This is a genomic window from Arthrobacter sp. Leaf337, from assembly GCF_001423745.1.
Taxonomy (GTDB): domain Bacteria; phylum Actinomycetota; class Actinomycetes; order Actinomycetales; family Micrococcaceae; genus Arthrobacter.
The window spans coordinates 280,148-293,725 of record NZ_LMPC01000023.1 but is presented as its reverse complement, the minus strand read 5'-3'; the positions used below and the strand labels follow the sequence as shown (position 1 = coordinate 293,725).

The following is a 13,578-nucleotide window of genomic DNA, read 5'->3' as shown; positions in this document are numbered from 1 at the left end:
AGGGACTCAATCCATTCGGCGGTCTCTTCCGGATCACGATCAGGCAGCTGGTTAGTCAACCCGCTGAGGATATGGGAGGTATCTTCTCCTGCAGCCACGTCCAACCTCTCTTTGCGCGCATGCATCGGCGCACTCAGGTCCGGCAGGGTAACTGCCTGGCGTGAACGCGACGTGTGCGACGTATCGGTTACAACAGCCCGGTCATGTGCGCCGGGCAGGGTCCTATCACGTCTATGACCGCATAAATCCAGGGCGATCGCCCCGCCGGTATAGACGTCATCAGCCACTCTAGCTGTGAGAGCTATCCGATGCGTAGCCGCTGCCTGACGTGCTTGTCGTATTTGACGTCATACTGGTTTGTGACGGTAGCCGCCGGGCCGGACCGCCGCCAGACCCTTGGTGTGACGCAGAATAAGTGGGATCGCTGGGGCAGTAGCTTGAAGAGCAGGCACAAAGGGTGTTGGCTTGTAGTAATGGAAATCACTAGATTTATGCAAATGACTAAGCATTGGAGGAACACGTGAGTGAGGCCGACGCCGCCACTTCGGTAAATGTGGCGGAAAAATTGGGTTTCAAAAACGGGGATCTGATTCAGGAGTTCGGTTACGACGACGACGTCGACTTCGACTTGCGTGATGATATTGAGGACCTCACCGGGTCCGAACTCCTGGATGAAGACGACCATGACGTTGTAGACGCCGTCATTTTCTGGTGGCGGGACGGCGACGGGGACCTTGTTGACACGCTCATGGATTCCCTGACCACGTTGAGTGAGAACGGTGTGGTCTGGGTTCTGACTCCGAAGTCGGGGAGGCACGGCTACGTGTCCCCGGCGGAGATCCAGGAAGCGGCACCCACGGCAGGGCTTCACCTCACCACCTCGGCCGGTGTATCCAAGGACTGGAGCGCCACGCGCCTGGTCACCAGGAAGAACAAGTGACGCTTCAGCCGCTGCAAACGGCAGAAAATCCCGCAACGACCAGCGTCCCGGAGGTCGGAGAGCCGGCCCCTGACTTTGAGCTGGTCAATCAGTACGGCGAACCGGTCCGGCTGTCGGAGCTTCGGGGGCGCAACGTCGTCGTGGTTTTCTATCCGTTTGCCTTCTCGGGGATCTGTACCGGAGAGCTTTGCGAGATCCGGGACAACCTTTCGCTGTTCGAAGATGCGAACGCAACTGTCCTGGCGATATCCGTGGACAGCAAATTCACGGTGCGGGCCTACGCGGAAAAGGAAGGCTATGGATTTGATCTGCTGGCCGACTTCTGGCCGCACGGGGACGTGGCATCGGAATACGGCGTCTTCGACCCGGCCAGCGGCATGGCGAAGCGTGGAACGTTCATCATCGACGCGCACGGCATCATCCGGTACGTCGTGGTGAATCCGCGCGGCCAGGCCCGTGATCTGGCGGGATACCGCGCAGCCCTGTCGGAGCTCGGCGGGAACTGACGGAATGAGGCAGCGGCACCCCGGACTTGGCATGACTGGGTTCGCCAGCCTGCCGCCGGTGGGTGCTGCCGCTCCTGCCCCTGACGAAATCGGAGCCCTGGCGGACATCAGGGACGCCATAGCGGGAAAGCGCTTCGCCCTCCTGACCGGGGCCGGCCTCAGCACCGACTCTGGCATCCCGGACTACCGCGGGCCCGGTGCGGCTCCACGGGCGCCCATGACATATCAGGAGTTCATCGGCCACGCCGCCAACCGCCAGCGGTACTGGGCGCGCAATCACATCGGCTGGTCGCACCTCCGGCGCGCCGATCCGAATGAGGGCCATGCGGCCGCGGCCCGGCTTGAGAAGCGGGGCCTTCTCACCGGCCTTATCACCCAAAACGTGGACCGGCTCCATGAAGACGCGGGCAGCATCAATGTTGTCGACCTCCATGGCCGCTTCGACCGGGTGGCCTGCCTGTCCTGCGCCCGCCGCTACAGCAGGACCCTGCTGGCAGGAGTGCTGGAGGAACTGAACCCCGGATTCCTGGAACGGGCCCTGGCGGACGGCGTGGTGGAGATCGCGCCCGACGCCGATGCAACCGTGGAGGACTCGGCCCTGATCAGCAGTTTCATCGTGGCTCACTGCCCGGCATGCGGGGGCACCCTCAAGCCCGACTTTGTGTACTTCGGTGAAAATGTCCCGAAGGACCGGGTGGAGCGCTCGTACGCCATGGTCGACGCGGCCGGCGCTCTGGTTGTTGCCGGATCCTCACTGACGGTCATGAGCGGCCTTCGATTCGTCCGTCACGCCGCCAAGCAGGAGAAGCCAGTGGTGATCATCAACAGGGGAGCCACGCGCGGCGACGACCTGGCCACCATCAAGCTGGAGGCGGGGGTCAGTGAATCGTTGACGTGGCTGGCGGCCGAACTGCCGGACCTGTGACGTTCACCTCACTGCCCTGTGGCGGGTTAGTCGATTGGCGTTCGGCGGGACTTGTCCGGTAGAGTTGCTGTTCGTTGGTTGAAGCGCTGAGGCGCGGAAACCACGGTTCGGGTCTTTAGCTCAGCTGGTAGAGCGCCACGTTTACACCGTGGATGTCATCGGTTCGATCCCGGTAGGACCCACCAGCAAAACCCCGTCATTGCAGGCCGATCAGGCAGGCAAAGGCGGGGTTTTTTGTCGTCCCGGCCTTGGTCATTGGCGCCAGGGGAGGAATGTCGGACCCTGTTCATAGTGTGGCGGCATGGAACACGTCATGATGAGGCTGGCCCCGGACGGCCGGCCGCTTTCCGTTCTCCGCGGTGGCCGCGAATGGACCATTAGTGCCGAGCCGGTCCGTTGGTTTGAGCGCATCAGCTGGTGGGAGGCCGAGCGCAGGATGCCCAAGGGCCTGGGGCGAGTGGACATCGAGGTGTGGCGGGTCCAGGCGCGCCTTGGCCGCAACGAGAACTCGGCACTGACCACCATGGAATTGATCCGTGACGGGCTCGGTGGCGGCTGGCGGCTCCGGGACGCCGTGGCCGACGCCGCTTGATCCTCTGGACCGCGGAATCCCGGGGAATTGGAAAAGCCTTCCACCGCGGCTATTGGGGGATGCCGCGGTGGAAGGCTTGGAATGAATATACAGTGAATTTTTGGAAATGTGAAACATTTTCATGCCCTGGCCGATCCTCCCAGAGTCGAAGGTCCCTCGGTGCCGGCGCCTGTGCCGGCGCGGGCCCCGCTCCGGCGATACACGCAGGGGGCGCAAATCGGGTCGGCAGACATTATGATGGTTACTGTTCAGCTGAATGAACAGTTGTGAATGAACGGCGCACTTACGGACGCGCTTTAACTGAAGGAGAATCATGGCCGATTCCCGGGCTCCCCGCACTTCCGACGGACTAGGGAGTGCGTCCCCCGCGCCGGCCGTGACGCGTGCCGCCGCAGTACTCGAGGCCCTGGCCGCTTCAGCGACGGGTCGGCTTACGCTGAGCGACCTCTCGCGGGAACTCGGCATCCCCAAATCATCAACATCGAACCTCCTGCTGGCCCTTGAGGAGGCGCGCCTTATCAACCGGCAGGGGGCCGACTTCACGCTCGGGCGCAAACTCGTGGAACTAGGTGCCGCCTACCTGAGCCGGCTGGACGAGGTGCAGGAGTTCTACCGCTTCTGTGAGCAGGCGCCCACCTTGTCTGGCGAAACCGTCCGGATCGCCATGCTGGACGGGACCAACGTCATCTACCTGGCCCGCTACGAAGGGCATCCCGCGGTCCGGCTGACCTCGAATATCGGTGACAAGATGCCCGTGTCGTTGTGTGCCGTGGGTAAGGCACTCATCGCAAGGCTGCATGACCACGACATCGACGAGATGTTCCCTGATGACCAGGAACTTCCCGTGCTGACCCCGAAATCACTCCGGACGGGTGCTGAATTCAAGAAGCAATTGCCCCTCATCCGGGAGCGCGGATATGCCTTCGAGGACGAGGAGTCCACCACGGGAGTTGTGTGCCTGGCGGTATCGGTCCCGACGAGGGGGGCGCACGGTCCCAGCCTGGGGCTGTCTGTTACCGCACTGAAGGCCACCTATTCCGAGGAGCAGGGCGCCATGATGGTGAAGGAATTGCAGGAGCTGGCCCGGTCGCTGGGCAATCCCATGGGCTAGGGGAGGGAGGCTGAGGGCCGGCGCAGATTCCGCCGCAAAATAAATCAGCTTTCATCATTGGCGAACCGTTCATGGTGCTGTACGCTGTTCAATATAGTGATCGACACCACCGGTGCCGTCGCTATCCCACCAGACCAACGGGGGTCTGGAGTGTTCTTAAGGGAGTGCTTGTGACAACTCGTACTGAATCACCACTGGCCGATGCGGACGACGCCGTCGTCGAACCGGAACAACTGCGGAGGGCAACTCTTGCCAGCTCCGTGGGCTCCGCTCTGGAGTACTACGATTTCTACATTTATGGCCTCGCTTCGGCTTTGATCTTCGGACCGCTTTTCTTCAAGCCCCTCGGCGAAGACGGCGCGCTGATCGCGTCCTTCGCCACCTATGGCGTCGGGTTTGCGGCCCGACCGTTCGGCGGGGTCATCTTCGGCTACATCGGCGACAGGTTCGGCCGCAAAATGGTCCTCATCCTGACGATCGGCCTGATGGGAACCGCAAGCTTCGCCATCGGCCTGCTGCCCACCTTCGAGCAGGCGGGCATGCTGGGTGCGGTCCTGCTCGTGACACTGCGCATCCTCCAGGGCCTCGGCGCCGGGGCTGAACAGGCCGGTGCCACCACGTTGATATCCGAAGTCGCGCCGCGCCGCCGTCGTGGATTCTTCGCTTCCCTGCCGTTCGTCGGCATCCAGCTCGGCACCCTGCTCGGAGCCGGTACTTTCGCACTGATTGCCATGGCTGACAAGGCCGTGCTCGAAGGCTGGCTGTGGCGCGTACCGTTCCTGGCCAGCATCATCCTGATTGCAGTAGCCATCTTCATCCGGCTGCGGCTCAAGGAAACTCCGGTATTCCAGGAGCTCGAAAAGCACAAAAACGTGGTCAAGAACCCCATCGGCCAGCTATGGAAGCACTCCAAGAAGAACGTCCTGATCGGCATTGGCCTGCGCATGGGCGAGAACGGCAACTCGTCGATCTACTCAGCCCTCCTCATTGCCTTCCTGGCAGCCAAGGACGGGGTGTTCCCGGGCGACAAGTTCATCGGACCCGTGGGCCTGCTCATTGCCGCCGGCTTCGCCGCCGTCATGGTGGTCACCTTCGGCGCGCTCTCGGACCGTTTCGGCCGGGTGCCGGTCTACCGCTACGGCGCCCTGTTCCAGGCCGTCATCGCACTTCCGGCGTTCTACCTGGTGACGCTGGGCAACGTGACCCTGGTCTGGGTGGTCATGGTGGTGGGTATCGCCATCGGCGTCCAGTCCATGCTCGGACCGCAGTGCCCGCTCCTGCCGGAGCTCTTCGGATCCCAGTACCGCTTCACCGGCGTTGCCATGAGCCGTGAACTCTCCGCCGTTATGGCCGGGGGCCTGGTTCCCCTCGTTGGCGCGTCGCTCCTGGCGGCAACGGATCACTCCTGGCTGGTGCTCGCCATCTACTCGCTGGTGCTGGCGCTCATTTCGTTCGCCACGACATTCTTCACTCCGGAGACCGTGGGCCGTGACCTCGTCCTTACCGAGGACGCGAGCTAGTACCACCCGCATCACCGGAACTGCACTCCGAAACAAAGGCTGTGGCTCCCTCCGCACGGAGGGGGCCACAGCCTTAGCTCTGCCGTCGCCGGTTCACCTGGCAGGTTCCTCCAGCCCGGCCCTGGACACCGCTGGTCCCTAGCTGTTGCGTTCCAGTGCCTGGCCGATGATCCGCGCCCCTTCCGGGAAGGCTCCCGGGTTGGACCCTGAGTAGTTAAGGCGGATGAACGCACCGGCGGGTTCGGCCGGGAACCACTCCCGCCCGGCCGCGATGATGACCCCTGCGCTTTCGCAGTCGCGGGTCAGCCGCTCCAGGTCTGTGCCGTCGGGCAGCCTCGCCCAGAGGTTCAGGCCTCCCTTGGGGACCTGTTCGATGTGTGCCTGCGGGGCGTGCTCGCGCATGCTGGTGACCAGGAGGTCGCGGCGCGACTGGAGCTGGTGGCGGAGGCTGCGCAGGTGCGTCTGCCACCCGGGCTGCGTCACGACGTCGAGCGCTGCAGCCTGGAGCAATCCACTGACGTACATCGACTCGGCGGCCCGGTCCGCGAGAATGCGTTCACGGGCCGGACCGCGCGCGATGACGGCGGCGATGCGGATGGCCGGGGATACGCTCTTGGTCAGCGAGCGGAGGTACACCACGTGGCCGGAGTCGTCGCGTGAGGCGACGGGAACCGGACTGGTGGTGATGCCGAAGTCGTGGGCCCAGTCGTCTTCCACCAGGAACCCGCCCTTCGCGCGCACCACCTCCAGGACCTCTTCACCCCGCCCGGCAGCCCACTGTGCACCGGTGGGGTTCGCGTAGTTCGGCTGGGCGTAGAAGAGGCGCGCGCCGGTTTCCTCAAAGGCCCTGGCCAGTTCCGCCGGGTCCGGACCGTCAGGTCCGCTGGGCACCGGGACAACGCGGACTCCGGCCTGCGCCGCCGCCAGAATGGCGCCCCAGTAGGTTGGTGATTCCATCAGCAGCGGTTGTCCGCGCCCGGCTAGCGCGCTGAAAATGGAACTGAGGCCGCTCTGGCTTCCCGGCAGGACAACGACGTCACTCGGGTTCGGCGGTGTGGTTCCGACCGGTGTCGAGCCGCCAAGTTCGTGCGCGAACCACGATTGCAGTTCCGGCAGGCCCGCTGCCGGGGGACGGGACAATGCAGCGTCGCTCCGGGCTGCGCGTGTGAGTGCCGCCCGGACAAGGCGCTCGGGCAGGAGTTCCCGGTCCGGGTAGCCGGAGTGGAAGGCGATGGCATTGTTCGGCACGTCGCGCATGGTGCTGGAGGCTGACGGCAGGGGTGCCAGCGGTGACCGCAGCGCCGCCGTCTGCCAGCCGTAGTCCGAGGGGCGCGCACTCCGGACGGCCCGTACGAAAGTGCCGACGCCGGGCCGGCTTTCGATCAGCCCTTGCGCAGTGAGGGCCTGCAGTGCCTTTTGCACGGTCACCGGACTTGCCTGGTACTCAGCAACCAGCGACCGGGTGGACGGCAGCTTCGATCCTGGCGCGGCTTTGGCGATCCACTCCCGCAGTCGCGTCGCAATTCGGGAACTGCTATCGTTGTTCATGAGAGACAATAGTAGCGCTACTACACGCAATCGCCCAGTGGTACTGCCCCGCACTCCTTCCGGACTGTGGTGGGGCCTCCTCGGAGTAGCGGCCTTCTCGTTCACGGTCCCCTTCACCAAGATTGCCGTCACAGGACTGTCGCCCCTTTTCATCGGGTCCGGCCGCGCGGTGGTGGCCTCCGTCCTCGCCGCCTTCGCACTGGCACTCACCCGGCAGCGGCTTCCCCGCGGCGTGCAGTGGGCACGCCTCGCAGTGGTGGCCGCCGGCGTCGTGATCGGATTTCCCTTGCTCACGTCCTTTGCACTCACCACCACACCGGCCAGCCATGGCGCGGTGGTCATCGCCCTGCTCCCGGCCGCGACGGCGACGGCCGCCGTGCTGAGGGGACGCGAACGTCCACCTCTGGTGTTCTGGCTGATCACCGGTTTGGGCGCGCTGGCGGCTATCGCCTTCGCCTTCATGCAGTCCGGCGGATTCGGCCAGCTGCACTCTGCGGACCTGCTGCTCCTGGGCGCAGTGGTGGCCGCGGCCGTCGGCTACGCGGAAGGCGGCCTGCTGGCCCGGGAACTGGGCCCCTGGCAGACCGTATCCTGGGCTCTGGTGCTGGCGTCGCCGTTGATGGCGGTCCTGACGATGCTCTCCCTGGCTCAGCAGCCGCCGTCGGCCTCTCCCGTCCAGTGGGCGGCGTTCGCCTACCTCGGTGTGGTGAGCATGTTCCTGGGCTTCTTCGCCTGGTATCACGGCCTTGCCATCGGCCCCATGGCCCAGGTCAGCCAGATCCAGCTCGTCCAGCCAGTACTGAGCATCTGCTGGGCCGGACTCCTGCTTGGCGAGAGCCTGGGCTGGACCACCATCATCGGCGGCCTCGCCGTCATCCTCTGCGCCGGCGCCGCCGTCCGGGTCCGGCTCAAACCGGCGCCCGCTCCGCAAACGGCCCCACCCGCCGTCCCGCACGCCGCACGATCCCTCCAGCCTGCAAAGGATTAGCATCATGTACACCCCAGCCCACTTCGCCGCCGGACCCGACGCCATCCAGGATCTCCTCGCCCGGCCGGCCGCAGCCAATCTGGTCACCATGACATCGCAGGGCCTGCTTGCGACGCTGCTGCCCTTCGTCTATGACCCGTCGATCGGCGAACACGGCGCCCTGAACACCCACGTAGCCCGGAACAACGCGCAGTGGTCCGAGCCGGTGATCGGAGAGGCACTCGCCATCATCCAGGGCGCGGACGCCTATATCTCGCCGTCCTGGTACGCATCGAAGGCCGAGCACGGGCGCGTAGTCCCCACCTGGAACTACTCCACGGCGCATGTATACGGAAACTTGGTTGTCCACGACGATCCGGCCTGGCTCGCCGGCCAGGTCAGGCGGCTGACCGACGTCAACGAAGCAGGCTTCGACCACCCGTGGAGCGTGGACGACGCGCCGGAGCGCTACATCTCCGGGCAGCTGCGCGCCATCGTGGGCCTGGAACTGGTGATCACCCGGATCGAGGCGAAGACCAAGCTCAGCCAGAACCGGCCGGACGCCGACATCGACGGTGTGGTGGCAGGACTTACTGCCCGGGGGCACGCCGGGACCGCCGCCGAGGTCGAGCGGGCAAAGCGGCACTAGTCCCCGGCACAAACAAACAGGCCGGCTCCTCCGCCCAGGGGAGGGGCCGGCCTGTAGTGCGGCGTGCCCCAAGAGGGGCCGGCCTGTAGTGCGGCGTGCCGAAATGCCCGGCGGCCGCGCGGGCCGATGGGCGGGTGAAGATTGGCTTGGTAGGGCCTAGTAGAAGTGCACGGTGTCCACGAGGTGGGGGAGTTCCCCGCCGTCCAGGAACGTGCGCAGGTTGCTGCTGAAGCGTTCGGCGATCAGCCGGTTCTCAGCGGCGCTCAGGGCCGACGTGTGCGGGGAAACCATGACCCTCGGGTGGTTCCAGAGCGGGCTGTCCTGCGGCAGGGGTTCGACGGCGAACACGTCGAGGCAGGCGTAGCCCACCTGGCCGTCGTCGAGTGCCTCCAGGAGTGCGTCTTCATCCACCACGGTGCCGCGGCCCACGTTGATGAAGACGGTTCCCGGCTTCATGGCCGCGAACACCTCCCGGTTGAACAGCTTTTCCGTGTACGGCGTGCCGGGCAGGGTATTCACGACGGCGTCCGCCGTGGCAAGCAGGCCGGCCAGGCCGTCGTTCCCGGCCACCTCTTCGATGCCGTCGATCGGCTCAACGTTCCGCTTGGTGCCGCTCACCTTCATGCCGAGTGCCCGGGCGATGCGGGCTGTTTCCAGCCCGATCTCGCCGAGGCCCGTCACCACCAGCGTGGAGCCGTTCACCAGGCGCGTCGGGGTGCGCAGTTCGGGCCAGACCTTGGCGACCTGGTCCACTGCAAGCTCTGCGCTGCGCTTGAAGCCGTTGAAGATACCCAGCGCGGCGAACTCCGCCAGCGGCAGGGCGTGAACGCCCGCTGAGGTGGTCACCTTGAATTTCTGCAGGGTTTCCTGGTCCAGGCCGGAAGCTTTGACCGCTCCGCCCGCGCCTGCGGCCATTGCGTGGATCCACTGGAGCCGGGGGTTGCTGCCGGCGATCCGGGCCAGTCCGGCGGGACTCTCGTTGGGGAAGCCGTACAGGACGTCGGCCTTGTTCAACATGTTCCAGTAGCGCTCCTCCTGTTCGGGAGTGCGCGTGAAGTGCGGATCGCCGGCGTGGTCCGCAGGGAACCGTTCGGGCGGGAGGAGGTCGGGCTCATAGAGGACGGTCACGGCGGGATCTACGGCGCGGATGCGCTCAACCAGCTCAGCTTCGAGCGGGACGGCGATTGCGACGGTGGTTTTAGTCGTCATAGTGTTCATCATACTGAATGGAGGCTAGGATATTGAACAGATTTCCTCCTGTTAACCAGAACTAACCACGAAGATAACCACGATGAAGTGAGGTGCCGCTGCCGATGGATGTGCAGGCAAACCCTGATCTGAGCGAAAATTTGAGTGAAAAGAGGGCCGGTTTCGTCGGGCTGGGCCTGATGGGCGGCCGTATGGCTGTCAACCTGCTGAAGGCCGGCTGGGCCGTCACCGGCTGGAACAGGTCAGCTGCCGCCCTGGACGACTTTGCCGCGCGCGGCGGCATCCGTGCCGCTGACGTCGCAGCATTGCGGGACGAACCGGTCATCATCTTCATGCTCCCCGACCTGTCCTACATTGAGGACGCGGCCCAGGAGCTCCTCGCCGGCTGGGCCGCAGAGCCGCCCGCGCCTGGTACCGCCGTCGTTGTCATGAGCAGCGTGTCGCCCGCAGCCGTTCGGGACTTCGGGGCAAGGGTGGCCCGCTTGAGCCGCGGTAACGCCACCGTCGTCGATGCACCCGTCAGCGGCGGCACCAAGGGTGCCGAGGACGGGACCCTGGCCATCATGGCCGGCGCGGAGGAGCGGGATTTCCGGCGGCTTCTTCCGCTGTTCAGCGCTATGGGCGGCACCGTCCGGCGGCTGGGGCCGCTGGGATCCGGGTCGCTGGCAAAGGCCTGCAACCAGCTCATCGTGGGAACCACGACGGCGGCGCTCGCCGAAGCGGCAGAGCTCGCCGAACGCTCGGGCATGGACGTCGCGGCGTTGTATGAGGTGCTTGCCGGCGGACTGGCCGGCAGTAGGGTCCTGGAAGTTGTGGGGCCCCGCCTCGCTGCAAAGGACTACGAGCCCACAGGACCGGCGAAGTTCATGCACAAGGACCTCTCGTTCGTCCTGGAAAGCGCCGCCGTCGTGGACGCGGCTGTTCCCATGGCTACCGCCGGCGTCGAACTCTACGCCGAACTGAAGCGCCAGGGTCTCGGGGACCTCGACCTCGCCGCCGTCCGGCAGGCGATTTCGAATCTCAGCAGGGACGCAAGTCACAACCAGCAGTCACACCAGTAATCAAGAGCAATTGAGGAACAGCAGACGATGAGTGCACTTTTTGACCTGACCGGGCGTGTTGCCCTGGTGACCGGTTCGAGCCGGGGGATCGGCAATGCGTTGGCGCGGGCGCTGGCGGACGCCGGCGCGACGGTGGTGCTGAACGGCATCAATACTGAACGGCTGAAAGCTGCTGAGGCTGCGATGGCGGCCGGGTACCCGCCGGGGCGGGTGCACAGTTGCGCGTTCGATGTCACGTCCGATACTGAGGCTGCGCGGGGTGTTGTGTGGGTGGAGGAGAACGTGGGGCCGCTGGAGATCCTGGTGAACAATGCGGGGATCCAGCACCGGGTGCCGATGCTGGATTTGGACGTGGCGGACTGGGAGCGGGTGATTTCCACGGACCTGACCAGCGCGTTTTTGGTGGGGCGGGAAGCGGCCCGGGTCATGATCCCGCGCGGCCGGGGGAAGATCATCAATATCTGTTCGGTGCAGACCGACCTCGCCCGCCCGACCATCGCCCCGTATATCGCGGCGAAGGGCGGGCTGCGGAACCTGACCCGGGCGATGACCGCGGAGTGGGCCGGGTCCGGGCTGCAGATCAACGGGATCGCCCCGGGCTACATCCATACCGAGATGACGCAGAACCTGGTCGACGACGAGGACTTCAATGCCTGGATCCTGGGCCGGACCCCGGCGCACCGGTGGGGGACCGTGCAGGATCTGGCCGGTCCCGCGGTGTGGCTGGCCTCGGACGGGTCGGACTTCGTGAACGGGCAGACCATCTTCATCGACGGCGGAATGACGGTGGTGGTCTGATGGGCGGCCTTCATCAACTTCCTGCCAGCGGCCCGGCCGTGGTGGCGCACGCCGCCGGCGACCTCCGCATCGAAGACGTGCCCGTCTCGGCCCCCGGTGCCGACGAGGCGGTCGTCGAAGTCCGCTATGGCGGTATCTGCGGCTCGGACCTGCACTACTGGCTGCACGGCGCCGCCGGCGAATCCATCCTCCGCGCACCCCTGGTGCTCGGGCACGAAATTTCCGGGACCGTGATCCGTGCCGCGGCAGACGGCACCGGACCGGTGGCCGGCACCCCGGTTGCCGTCCACCCGGCCACGCCCGGCCCCGGCGCGGCCCGGTATCCGGCGGACCGGCCCAACCTGTCCCCGGGCTGCACGTACCTGGGCAGCGCCGCCCGCTACCCGCACACCGACGGCGCGTTCAGCCGTTACGTGAACCTGCCGGCGCGGATGCTGCGCGCGCTGCCGGAAGGCCTCAGCCTGCGCACGGCGGCGCTGATCGAGCCCGCCTCCGTGGCCTGGCACGCGGTGTCCCGTGCCGGGGACGTCAGNGCGGCCCCATCGGCGCGCTGGCCGTGGCCGTCCTCAAGCGCGCCGGCGCAGGCCGGATCGTCGCCGTGGACATGCACGCCAGGCCGCTGGAAATCGCGGCGGCCGTGGGAGCGGACGAAGTGCTCGCCGCCTCCGACGCGGAAGCGATCGCCGCCGTCGAGGCCGACGTCGTGATTGAATCCTCCGGCAACCACCACGGCCTGGCCTCCGCCATCCAGGGCGCCGCCCGCGGCGGCACCGTCGTGATGGTCGGGCTGCTGCCCACCGGCCCGCAGCCGGTCCTGATCTCGCTGGCCATCACCCGCGAACTGGAGCTCAAGGGTTCCTTCCGCTTCAACGACGAGATCGACGACGTCATCGCGGCCCTCGCCGACGGCACCCTGTTTGTGGACCCCGTGATCACCCACGACTTTCCGTTGGAGCGCGGACTCGAGGCCTTTGAAGTGGCCAGAAACTCCGCGGAATCAGGGAAGGTGCTGCTGGACTTCAGCCCTGCTGCAGCGGAATGAAGACCCTGGGCTGGTCCCGCCAGCCGGGTTCCATCTCGGAGATCGTCTCGCGCATGATCCTGCTGGAAGCCTCGCGGGCTCCGGCGGCGTCCGCTGCGGCGATGGCCTCGGCCACATCCACGTGCCATTGCAGGGCCGTCTCCCGCGGGCGGTCCGGCATGAGTCCGTGGACCGTACGGCCGGTCAGGGTTTCCGCCACCTGCCCGACGAGGTTGGCGAACATTTCGTTGCCGGATCCGGTGAGGAGAAGCGAGTGGAATTTGATGTCCAGCTCCAGGAACTCCGCCACGTTGCCGGCCTCGCCGGCGTCGCGCATTGCCAGCGAGACGTCCAGCAGTTCCTGCCGGATCGCCTGGGGGGCGTTGGCGGCCGCCAGTTCGGCGGCAACAGGCTCGACGGCGGAGCGCAGCTCCGCGAGGGACCTGAGCTGGGCGCCGCGGCCGTCACCGGCCAGGCGCCAGCGGATGACCAGCGGATCAAACGGGTTCCAGCGGTGTGCCGGCAGCACCCGGATTCCCACGCGCTTGATGGTTTCCACCAGGCCGAGGGACTGCAGGACGCGGACTGCTTCGCGGACCACAGAACGCGAGACTTTCAGTTCGTCCTCAAGCTGCTCAGCCAGCATCACATGGCCAGTGGGCAGCGCGCCGCTCACGATGCGGGTGCCCAGGTTTTCGATGGCGCGGTGGTGGAGGCTGGTTGACATAGTC

General features: G+C 65.9%; 15 protein-coding genes, 1 tRNA gene and 1 pseudogene. 13 read left to right on the top strand and 4 right to left on the bottom strand.

Annotated elements, in window-relative coordinates; genetic code table 11:
• A partial coding sequence (locus ASF98_RS24860) for a hypothetical protein (RefSeq protein WP_235506045.1) occupies positions 1-287 on the bottom strand: 287 nt, incomplete at its 3' end.
• Positions 288-520: 233 nt separating this feature from the next.
• On the opposite strand from ASF98_RS24860, the gene ASF98_RS16215 reads away from it, so the two are divergent.
• The 7 genes from ASF98_RS16215 (at position 521) to ASF98_RS16185 (ending at position 5,594) form a co-directional block, all read left to right on the top strand.
• Entirely contained in the window at positions 521-940 is a 420-nt protein-coding gene (locus tag ASF98_RS16215) for a DUF3052 domain-containing protein (protein WP_055803775.1), read from the top strand.
• Positions 937-1,446 (top strand): peroxiredoxin, encoded by a 510-nt coding sequence (locus tag ASF98_RS16210; protein WP_235506044.1) that lies wholly within the window; start codon positions 937-939, stop codon positions 1,444-1,446. Before ASF98_RS16215 ends, ASF98_RS16210 begins: the two co-directional genes overlap by 4 nt.
• A 4-nt stretch (positions 1,447-1,450) precedes the next feature.
• Positions 1,451-2,371, top strand: coding sequence for an NAD-dependent protein deacetylase (locus ASF98_RS16205; RefSeq protein WP_055803693.1), 921 nt, complete (start codon positions 1,451-1,453; stop codon positions 2,369-2,371).
• A 109-nt stretch (positions 2,372-2,480) separates the two neighbouring features.
• Positions 2,481-2,556 (top strand) — tRNA-Val (locus tag ASF98_RS16200).
• 116 nt (positions 2,557-2,672) lie between these two features.
• Positions 2,673-2,963 (top strand): hypothetical protein, encoded by a 291-nt coding sequence (locus tag ASF98_RS16195; RefSeq protein ID WP_055803690.1) that lies wholly within the window; start codon positions 2,673-2,675, stop codon positions 2,961-2,963.
• 313 nt (positions 2,964-3,276) lie between these two features.
• Positions 3,277-4,074, top strand: coding sequence for an IclR family transcriptional regulator (locus ASF98_RS16190; protein ID WP_028268939.1), 798 nt, complete (start codon positions 3,277-3,279; stop codon positions 4,072-4,074).
• Between the two features lie 170 nt (positions 4,075-4,244).
• Positions 4,245-5,594 carry an MFS transporter gene (locus ASF98_RS16185; protein ID WP_156372433.1) on the top strand — a complete coding sequence of 450 codons (1,350 nt, stop codon included), beginning with the start codon at positions 4,245-4,247 and terminating at the stop codon, positions 5,592-5,594.
• Between the two features lie 138 nt (positions 5,595-5,732).
• Here the strand turns inward: ASF98_RS16185 and ASF98_RS16180 are convergent, their stop codons facing one another.
• The gene (locus ASF98_RS16180) at positions 5,733-7,142 is read right to left on the bottom strand and encodes an aminotransferase-like domain-containing protein (RefSeq protein ID WP_055803684.1); all 1,410 of its coding nucleotides are present in this window, start codon (positions 7,140-7,142) and stop codon (positions 5,733-5,735) included.
• Between ASF98_RS16180 and ASF98_RS16175 the strand changes: the two genes are divergently transcribed.
• The gene (locus ASF98_RS16175) at positions 7,141-8,130 is read left to right on the top strand and encodes a DMT family transporter (RefSeq protein WP_082506888.1); all 990 of its coding nucleotides are present in this window, start codon (positions 7,141-7,143) and stop codon (positions 8,128-8,130) included. The genes ASF98_RS16180 and ASF98_RS16175 overlap by 2 nt on opposite strands.
• A 4-nt stretch (positions 8,131-8,134) precedes the next feature.
• A complete protein-coding gene (locus ASF98_RS16170; protein ID WP_055803678.1) occupies positions 8,135-8,758 on the top strand; it encodes an FMN-binding negative transcriptional regulator in 624 nt (207 codons plus the stop codon).
• A gap of 156 nt (positions 8,759-8,914) precedes the next feature.
• On the opposite strand, the gene ASF98_RS16165 is transcribed toward ASF98_RS16170, so the two are convergent.
• The gene (locus ASF98_RS16165) at positions 8,915-9,979 is read right to left on the bottom strand and encodes a D-2-hydroxyacid dehydrogenase (RefSeq protein ID WP_055803674.1); all 1,065 of its coding nucleotides are present in this window, start codon (positions 9,977-9,979) and stop codon (positions 8,915-8,917) included.
• Between the two features lie 128 nt (positions 9,980-10,107).
• Here ASF98_RS16165 and ASF98_RS16160 point away from each other — a divergent pair, with 128 nt between their 5' ends.
• The 4 genes and pseudogenes from ASF98_RS16160 to ASF98_RS24850 all read left to right on the top strand — a co-directional run.
• Positions 10,108-11,028: an NAD(P)-dependent oxidoreductase gene (locus ASF98_RS16160; RefSeq protein ID WP_055803770.1), complete on the top strand. Its 921-nt coding sequence runs from the start codon at positions 10,108-10,110 to the stop codon at positions 11,026-11,028.
• Between the two features lie 27 nt (positions 11,029-11,055).
• Complete coding sequence (locus ASF98_RS16155; protein ID WP_055803671.1) at positions 11,056-11,826, top strand: SDR family oxidoreductase; 771 nt, start codon at positions 11,056-11,058, stop codon at positions 11,824-11,826.
• Positions 11,826-12,358: pseudogene (locus ASF98_RS24855) on the top strand (alcohol dehydrogenase catalytic domain-containing protein); the annotation flags it as partial. The gene ASF98_RS16155 and the pseudogene ASF98_RS24855, both read left to right, overlap by 1 nt.
• Position 12,359: 1 nt before the next feature.
• Positions 12,360-12,868 (top strand): zinc-binding dehydrogenase (locus tag ASF98_RS24850; RefSeq protein WP_235506042.1); only part of this gene is annotated, 509 nt, incomplete at its 5' end.
• On the opposite strand, the gene ASF98_RS16145 is transcribed toward ASF98_RS24850, so the two are convergent.
• Positions 12,846-13,574, bottom strand: a complete 729-nt coding sequence (locus ASF98_RS16145; protein WP_055803767.1) for a FadR/GntR family transcriptional regulator — start codon at positions 13,572-13,574, stop codon at positions 12,846-12,848. The genes ASF98_RS24850 and ASF98_RS16145 overlap by 23 nt on opposite strands.
• Positions 13,575-13,578 lie beyond the last annotated feature (4 nt).

Coding starts and splice junctions, on each gene's coding strand:
- ASF98_RS16165 (WP_055803674.1), bottom strand. CDS start 9,979: ATGATGAACACTATGACGACTAAAACCACCGTCGCAATCGCCGTCCCG.
- ASF98_RS16195 (WP_055803690.1), top strand. CDS start 2,673: ATGGAACACGTCATGATGAGGCTGGCCCCGGACGGCCGGCCGCTTTCC.
- ASF98_RS16190 (WP_028268939.1), top strand. CDS start 3,277: ATGGCCGATTCCCGGGCTCCCCGCACTTCCGACGGACTAGGGAGTGCG.
- ASF98_RS16170 (WP_055803678.1), top strand. CDS start 8,135: ATGTACACCCCAGCCCACTTCGCCGCCGGACCCGACGCCATCCAGGAT.
- ASF98_RS16175 (WP_082506888.1), top strand. CDS start 7,141: ATGAGAGACAATAGTAGCGCTACTACACGCAATCGCCCAGTGGTACTG.
- ASF98_RS16155 (WP_055803671.1), top strand. CDS start 11,056: ATGAGTGCACTTTTTGACCTGACCGGGCGTGTTGCCCTGGTGACCGGT.
- ASF98_RS16180 (WP_055803684.1), bottom strand. CDS start 7,142: ATGAACAACGATAGCAGTTCCCGAATTGCGACGCGACTGCGGGAGTGG.
- ASF98_RS16205 (WP_055803693.1), top strand. CDS start 1,451: ATGAGGCAGCGGCACCCCGGACTTGGCATGACTGGGTTCGCCAGCCTG.
- ASF98_RS16145 (WP_055803767.1), bottom strand. CDS start 13,574: ATGTCAACCAGCCTCCACCACCGCGCCATCGAAAACCTGGGCACCCGC.